The following is an 8,046-nucleotide window of genomic DNA, read 5'->3' on the forward strand; positions in this document are numbered from 1 at the left end:
CATCAAGTCTACGACCTCGCGGGCGGCCTGGCTGACTTCGTGGTTGACAACCCGGTAATCGAACTCGTCCTGGGCGGCCAATTCGACCTTCGCGGTCTCGAGTCGGCGCTGTTGCTCGACCGAATCCTCGGTGCCCCGGCCGATCAGTCGGCGCACGAGCTCGTCCCAGGTCGGCGGCAGCAGGAACACCAGAACCGCCTCCGGCATCTCCTTGCGCACGGACCGCGCACCCTGCAGATCGATCTCCAGCAGCACGCTCTGGCCGCGCGCGAGGGCCTCCTCGATGGGCTCCCGGGGGGTGCCGTAGCGGAACGCGTTGTGCACGGTCGCGGTCTCGAGCATCTGGCCGGTCTCGATCAGCCGGTCGAACTGCTCGTCGCTCACGAAGAAGTAGTTGACCCCGTCGACCTCGCCGGGTCGGGGCGACCTCGTCGTGGCCGAGACGGACAGGTGTACATCCGGGTAGTTCTCCCGGATGTAGGTGGAGACGGTGCCCTTGCCGACGGCGGTGGGTCCGGCGAGCACCACGAGACGGGCACGCTGCTGCTCCACCCCGTGGTTGTCCCGGCGCTCGAGCCAGTCGCGCAGGCGTCGACGCTGTCGCACGCCGAGCCCGCCGACCCGCTTGGACTCGGCGATGCCCAGCTGTTCCATGGCCCTGGCCACCCGCGTGGGGCCGAGGCTCGGGATGCTCGTGAGCAGCTCCCGAACCCGCAGGCTCGCCTCCGCCTGCGCCGGGCTGGCCGACCAGGCCGCGTCGACGACGTCGAGGGGGCTGCGGGAACGATCGTGAACGGACTGCTTGACTGCCGCCCTGGCCCGCCTCGCGGCGACGGCGGCGCGCGCGGCGGCGGCCCGGTCGACCTCGGGTGGGGCTACCCGCGGCATGCGAGCACCTCGCTCGCCTGGGACGAGATCGCGTCGGCGATGCCCGCCGGACCGGCCCGCAGGATGCTGCGGGACGCGCTCACCACGGCGTGCGGGGCCGCCGGGCCATAGAGAGAGGCGAGCTGGGAGTATCGGGCGCCCTGGTGGCCGAAACCGGGGGCCAGCACCGGCGTGGACGGCGCGCCGGCGAGGCCTGCGAGGTCGATTCCGAAGGCCGAGAAGTCGACGGTGGCACCGAGGACTACTCCCACGGACCCGCCGACCCCCGACGTGTGCAGTTTGTTCCAGGACACCACATCACCGACGATACTCGCAGCGACGGACCGCCCAGCGCTCGCCCCGCTCGCAACGATCGCCGTCTGCACCTGGAAGGCCTCCGGGTTGGAGGTCGCCGCTAGCACGAAGAGGCCCTTGCCGGCCTGCTCGGCGAGGCGCATCGGAGCCTCGATCGACCCGACGCCCATGTAGGCGCTGATCGTCATGGCGTCGCACTCGAGCGGACTGCCCTGCGCGAGCCAGGCCTGCCCGTAGGCCTCGACGCTCGTGCCGAGGTCGCCGCGCTTCGCGTCGGCGATCACGAGCAGTCCGGCGTCGCGAGCGGCGGCGAGCACGTCCTCGAGCGCCGCGAATCCCGCCGACCCGTGGCGTTCGAAGAAGGCGACCTGCGGCTTGACGATGCCCACCCGACCTGAGGCGGCCTCCACGACGCGGAGACCGAACTCGCGTGAACCCGCGGCGGAGTCCGGCAGGTTCCATTCCTGCAGCAACCAGGCGTGCGGGTCGATGCCGACGCAGAGCTGACCGAACTTGTCGAAGACCGCGGTGAGGCGATCACCGAAGCCGACGACGGCCGGGGTCGCCGGCTCAGCCACCCAGCGCCGCCAGGCGCTCGCGGCGCTCGATCGCGTAGTCCTGCAGCGACTTCACGTCGAAACCGTCGCGGATCGCCTCGACCGAGGCGACCGCGGCACCCAGCTGGGCGATGGTGGTGAAGAGCGGCAGGTCCGCCGCGACGGCCGCGGCGCGAATCTCGTAGCCGTCGACCCGGGCGCTGCGGCCGCTCGGGGTGTTGATCACGACATCCACCTCCGAGCGGTTGATCAGGTCGACGATCGACGGCTCGCCCGCGATCGACACCTCGCCCTGGTCGTACTTGCGCACGACGCGGGCCGTGATGCCGTTGCGGCTGAGGATCTCGGCCGTGCCGATGGTGGCGAGAATCTCGAAGCCGAGCTGCTGCAGCCGAAGCACGGGCAGGATGATCGCACGCTTGTCGCGGTCGGCCACCGAGACGAAGACGCTCCCGCTCGTTGGCAGCCCGCCGTAGGCCGCCTCCTGGCTCTTGGCGAACGCCTTGGGGAAGTTGGAGTCGATGCCCATCACCTCGCCGGTGGAACGCATCTCCGGGCCGAGCACCGAGTCCACGACCTGGCCCTCCTTCGTGCGGAAGCGCTTGAACGGCAGCACGGCCTCCTTCACCGCGACCGGCGAATCCATCGGCACGACGGAGCCGTCGACCGCCGGCAGCATGCCGTCGTCGATCAGGGACCGGATGCTGCGGCCGACCATGATCAGTGACGCCGCCTTGGCGATCGGCAGGCCGAGGGCCTTCGCCACGAACGGCACGGTGCGGGACGCCCGCGGATTGGCCTCGAGCACGTAGAGCACCCCGGCCCCGATCGCGAACTGCACGTTGATGAGACCGCGCACGCCGATGCCCTTCGCGATCGCGAGGGTCGCCTCGCGAACCCGCGCGATCTGCTCGCGGCCGAGGGTGACCGGGGGCAGCGTGCAGCTCGAGTCGCCGGAATGGATGCCGGCCTCCTCGATGTGCTCCATCACGCCGCCGACGTAGAGCTCCGTGCCGTCGTAGAGGGCGTCGATGTCGATCTCGATCGCGTCGTCGAGGAAGCGGTCGACGAGCAGCGGATGCCCCGGCCCCACGATCCCCTGGTCGGCGATGCGGCCGAAGTAGCCGAGAAGGGAGGGGCTGTCGTAGACGATCTCCATGCCCCGACCGCCGAGCACGTAGGACGGACGAACCAGCACCGGATAGCCGATCTCCTCGGCAACCACCACGGCCTCGCGGTAGTCGGTGGCGGTGCCGTTGCGCGGGGAGACGAGCCCGGCCGCGTCGAGGATGCCCTGGAACAGGCCACGCTCCTCGGCGAGGTCGATCGCCTCGGGGGTGGTGCCGAGGATCGGGACGCCGGCGGCCTTGAGGCCCTTCGCGAGCCCGAGAGCGGTCTGGCCGCCGAGCTGCACGATCACTCCGACGAGCTCGCCGCTCTGGCTCTCCGCGTGAACGACCTCGAGAACGTCCTCCAGGGTGAGCGGCTCGAAGTAGAGGCGGTCGCTCGTGTCGTAGTCGGTGGAGACCGTCTCGGGATTGCAGTTGATCATGATCGTCTCGAAGCCGGCATCCGAGAGCGCGAAGCTCGCGTGCACGCAGGAGTAGTCGAACTCGACGCCCTGGCCGATGCGGTTGGGGCCCGAGCCGAGGATCACCACCTTGCGCCGGTCGCTCGGCCGCACCTCGGTCTCCTGGTCGTAGCTCGAGTAGTGGTACGGGGTGAGGGCGGGGAACTCGCCGGCGCAGGTGTCGACGGTCTTGAAGACCGGACGCACGCCGAACGCGTGGCGGATCACCCGCACCTCGGCCTCGGTGAGGCCGCGGAGCGCGGCGATCTGCACGTCGCTGAAGCCGTGGTCCTTCGCGAGCCTCAGCAGGGACGCGTCGAGCGGGCGGAACGACCCGATCTCCTCGGCGACCTCGTTGATCAGCACGATCTGGTCGATGAACCACGGGTCGATCTTGGTCGACTCGAACACCTCGTCGATCGTGGCCCCGGCGCGGAGCGCCTGCTGCACGGTGACGATGCGGCCGTCGGTGGGCACGGCGGCGATGGCGAGCAGCTCGTCCTTGTCGCCGGGCACGCCGTCCCAGTGGAAGCTCGATCCGCGCTTCTCCAGCGACCGGAGGGCCTTCTGCAGCGCGGTGGAGTAGTTGCGGCCGATGGCCATCGCCTCGCCGACCGACTTCATGGTGGTGGTGAGGGTGGCGTCCGCGGCCGGGAACTTCTCGAAGGCGAACCTCGGCACCTTCACGACCACATAGTCCAGGGTCGGCTCGAAGCTCGCCGGGGTGACCCTGGTGATATCGTTCGGGATCTCGTCGAGCCTGTAGCCGATCGCGAGCTTGGCGGCGATCTTGGCGATCGGGAAGCCGGTGGCCTTCGAGGCGAGGGCGCTCGACCGGGAGACCCGCGGGTTCATCTCGATCACGATGACGCGGCCGTTCGCCGGGTCGATCGCGAACTGGATGTTGCAGCCGCCCGTGTCCACGCCGACGGCGCGGATGATGTCGATGCCGATGTCCCGCAGGTTCTGGTACTCGCGGTCGGTGAGGGTGAGGGCGGGGGCGACGGTGATCGAGTCGCCGGTGTGCACGCCGACCGGGTCTACATTCTCGATCGAGCATACGACCACGGTGTTGTCGGCGGTGTCCCGCATCAGTTCGAGCTCGTACTCCTTCCAGCCGAGGATCGACTCCTCGAGCAGCACCTCGCTCGTCGGGCTCTGGTGCAGGCCGTCGCCGACCATCCGCACGAGTTCGGCCTCGGTGTAGGCGAAGCCGGAACCGAGCCCGCCCATGGTGAATGACGGGCGGATCACGAGCGGGTAGCCGAGATCCTTGGCGAACTCGATGGCCTCGTCGACGGTGTGCGCGATGTACGAGCGGGCGACGTCGGCACCGCACTCCAGCACCAGCTGCTTGAAGATCTGGCGATCCTCGCCCTTGTTGATCGCCTCGAAGTTCGCTCCGATCAGCTCGACGTCGTACTTCTCGAGGATGCCGTGGTTGTGCAGGTCGATCGCGGCGTTCAGGGCGGTCTGGCCGCCGAGGGTCGGCAGGATCGCGTCCGGGCGCTCCTTGGCGATGATCGTCTCGATAACCTGCCAGGTGATCGGCTCGACGTAGGTCGCGTCGGCGAAGTCGGGGTCGGTCATGATCGTGGCGGGGTTCGAGTTGATCAGGATCACCCGCACGCCCTCCTCGCGGAGCACCCGGCAGGCCTGGGTGCCCGAGTAGTCGAATTCGCAGGCCTGGCCGATCACGATCGGGCCTGAGCCGATCACGAGAACCGAGGTGATGTCTTCGCGCTTGGGCATTACTTGCTTTCCGTCTCTGCGGCCTTGACGGCGAGAATGAGGTCCCTGAACCGGTCGAACAGGTAGTTGGCGTCGTGCGGCCCGGCGGCCGCCTCCGGGTGGTACTGAACCGAGAAGGCCGGGATGTCGAGGGCGTTGAGCCCCTCGACGACGTTGTCGTTGAGGTTGACGTGGCTCACCTCGACCCGGCCGAACCCGGCCGGCGAGTCGAAGACACCGTCGAGCGGGGCGTCCACGGCGAAGCCGTGGTTGTGGGCGGTGATCTCCACCCGGCCCGTGGCCCTGTCGAGCACCGGCTGGTTGATGCCGCGGTGGCCGAAGGGCAGCTTGTAGGTGGAGAGGCCGAGCGCCCGGCCGAGAAGCTGGTTGCCGAAGCAGATCCCGAAGAACGGCAGCCCCTTGCGCAGCACCGCCTGAAGCAGTTCGACGTGGTCGCCGGACGCGGCGGGGTCTCCCGGCCCGTTCGAGTAGAAGACCGCATCCGGGTGCAGCGCGAACAGCTCATCGGCGGTCACCGACTGCGGCAGCACGTGCACGTCGAGGCCGCGCGAGGCCAGGTAGCGCAGCGTCGAGTCCTTCACGCCGAGGTCGAGCACGGCCACCGAGCCGATGCGCTCGGAGGTGGCGAGGAGGGTCTTCTGCTCGGTCACCGACACCCGCGCCGACAGGTTGAGCCCCTGCATCTGCGCCCCGGCCCGCACGATGGCGAGCTGCTCGGCCGCGCCCAGCGCCGCCTCGGCGCCGGAGAAGATTCCCGAGCGCATCGCCCCGGCATCCCTCAGCCGACGGGTGACGGCCCTGGTGTCCACACCGCTGATGCCCACCACGCCCTGCTCCACGAGCTGGTCGTCGAGGCTGCCGTTCGCGCGGTAGTTGGACACGATTCGTGACGGGTCGCGCACCACGAAGCCGGCGACCCAGACTCGATCGGACTCCGGGTCCTCGTCGTTCACCCCGGTGTTGCCGATGTGCGGGGCCGTCATCATCACGATCTGTCCCGCGTACGAGGGATCGGTGATGGTCTCCTGATAGCCGGTCATCCCGGTGGCGAACACCGCCTCGCCGAGGGCGCGCCCTCGGGCGCCGTACGCGTTCCCGTCGTAACGAGTTCCGTCTTCGAGCACGAGGACGGCGGGGTCGAAGCGCGTCACGATGCCTCACTTCCATGGGTTTGAGTGCGGTCGAGCAGGTGCTCGACCGCCTCGATGATCGGGGTAGGGTCTGCCTGCTCGGCGACGCGGAGGTAGCTGTCGACCTCCGTGTCGCCCAGGGTCCAGGCGATGAGAATGAGTCCGCCGGTCTCGACCACCCGGTCGATGGTCCAGGTGGCGCGCTCCACACTGCGGAGCGACTCGGCGGGCAGGAAGGCCTCCGGCTCGCCGGCGATGCCGAGAACGATGCCGCGCTCGGCCACCGTCACGGTCGCGCGAGCGCGGAAGCCGAGTCCGCCCACGGCGATGCGTTCGAGGGGCTGGCCCACGGCGGTGGTCGCCACGTAGAACACCTCGGCGGAGGCCAGCACGGCGCCGATCTCCGCGGGCACGGCGGGCGGCCGGGGAACGTGGGACTGCCGACGCTGGCGGGCGCGCCAGCCGATGACCATCCCGGCGAGGGCCAGCACGATCACGGCCACCACGATCGAGGTCGACACGGCCCTATCCATTGCGCACCGTTCCACCGGCGCCTGCCGCGCGAGCCGTGGCCGCGAACCGGGCGACGGCGTCCGCCTCGACGAGTTCTCCGTCGAGTACGGTCGCGTAGCCGTCGTGGATCGTCGCGACAACCCGGCCGGGAAGCGTGGTCTCGAGGTACGGGGAGTTGAGACCCTTGCCGCGCAGGCGGCTCGTGTCGAAGACCCGGCTGGCCGAGGCGTCGTAGAGGGTGAATTCGGCCGGGGCGCCCACCGCGATTCCGCGGTCGTAGCCGTCGAGCCGGCCGATCGCCGCCGGCGCTCGAGAGAAGACCCTGGCCACGTCTGTCCAGTCGAGCAGCCCGGTGTCCACCACCGAGGCCTGCACCACGGAGAGTGCGGACTCCAGGCCGACCATGCCGAAGGCGGCGGCCTCCCACTCGCAGTCCTTCGCCTCGACCGGATGCGGCGCGTGGTCGGTCGCCACGATGTCGATAGTGCCGTCGGCGAGCCCGGCACGCACGGCGTGCACGTCCTCGTCGCGGCGCAGGGGCGGGTTGACCTTGTAGCGGGAGTCGTAGCCGCTCGCGAGCTGCTCGGTGAGCAGCAGGTGGTGCGGGGTGACCTCGGCGGTCACGGCGATTCCGCGCGCCTTCGCCCAGCGCACGACATCCACCGACCCGGCGGTCGACAGGTGGCAGATGTGCAGCCGGGCGCCCACGTGCTGGGCGAGCAGCACGTCCCTGGCGATGATCGACTCCTCGGCCACGGCCGGCCAGCCGGCCAGGCCGAGCTCGCCGGAGAGGGTGCCCTCGTTCATCTGGGCGCCCTCGGTGAGCCGCGGTTCCTGCGCGTGCTGGGCGACCACTCCCCCGAATGTCGTGACGTACTCGAGCGCGCGACGCATGAGCAGGGCATCAGACACGCACTTGCCGTCGTCGGAGAACACGCGAACCCGCGCGCGGCTGTTGGCCATCGCGCCGATCTCGGCGAGCTGCCGGCCCTCGAGTCCGACGGTCACGGCGCCGATGGGGCGCACGGTGACGTAGCCGGCGGCCACACCGAGGGCCTGCACCTGCTCGACCACGCCCGCGGTGTCCGCGACGGGCGAGGTGTTGGCCATGGCGTGCACGGCGGTGAAGCCGCCGATCGCCGCGGCCCTCGACCCGGTGAGCACCGTCTCGCTCTGCTCGAACCCCGGCTCGCGCAGGTGGGTGTGCAGATCGACGAGTCCGGGCAGCGCCTGCAGGCCCGTTCCGTCGATGACGGTCGCGCCCGTCGCCGACAGACCCGATCCGAGTTCGGTGATCACCCCGTGGTCCACGACGAAGTCGGTGGATGTGCCGTCGGGGAGC

General features: G+C 69.9%; 6 protein-coding genes. All 6 read right to left on the reverse strand.

The genetic code is table 11. The features are described 5' to 3' along the window. On the reverse strand, positions 1-888 hold an 888-nt coding region (gmk, locus tag ACHZD8_RS14815), incomplete at its 3' end, for a guanylate kinase (protein WP_394771198.1). After that, positions 876-1,760 (reverse strand): orotidine-5'-phosphate decarboxylase, encoded by an 885-nt coding sequence (pyrF, locus tag ACHZD8_RS14820; protein WP_394771199.1) that lies wholly within the window; start codon positions 1,758-1,760, stop codon positions 876-878. The genes pyrF and gmk, both read right to left, overlap by 13 nt. Continuing rightward, positions 1,753-5,061, reverse strand: a complete 3,309-nt coding sequence (carB, locus tag ACHZD8_RS14825; RefSeq protein WP_394771200.1) for a carbamoyl-phosphate synthase large subunit — start codon at positions 5,059-5,061, stop codon at positions 1,753-1,755. The genes pyrF and carB overlap by 8 nt, the downstream gene beginning before the upstream one ends. Next, positions 5,061-6,212 carry a glutamine-hydrolyzing carbamoyl-phosphate synthase small subunit gene (gene carA / locus ACHZD8_RS14830; RefSeq protein WP_394771201.1) on the reverse strand — a complete coding sequence of 384 codons (1,152 nt, stop codon included), beginning with the start codon at positions 6,210-6,212 and terminating at the stop codon, positions 5,061-5,063. The genes carB and carA overlap by 1 nt, the downstream gene beginning before the upstream one ends. Next, the gene (locus ACHZD8_RS14835) at positions 6,209-6,712 is read right to left on the reverse strand and encodes a hypothetical protein (RefSeq protein ID WP_394771202.1); all 504 of its coding nucleotides are present in this window, start codon (positions 6,710-6,712) and stop codon (positions 6,209-6,211) included. Before ACHZD8_RS14835 ends, carA begins: the two co-directional genes overlap by 4 nt. A gap of 4 nt (positions 6,713-6,716) precedes the next feature. After that, a partial coding sequence (locus tag ACHZD8_RS14840; RefSeq protein ID WP_394771203.1) for a dihydroorotase occupies positions 6,717-8,046 on the reverse strand: 1,330 nt, incomplete at its 5' end.

Origin of the sequence: Lacisediminihabitans sp., assembly GCF_043726815.1 — a bacterium.
Classification (GTDB): Bacteria; Actinomycetota; Actinomycetes; order Actinomycetales; family Microbacteriaceae; genus Lacisediminihabitans.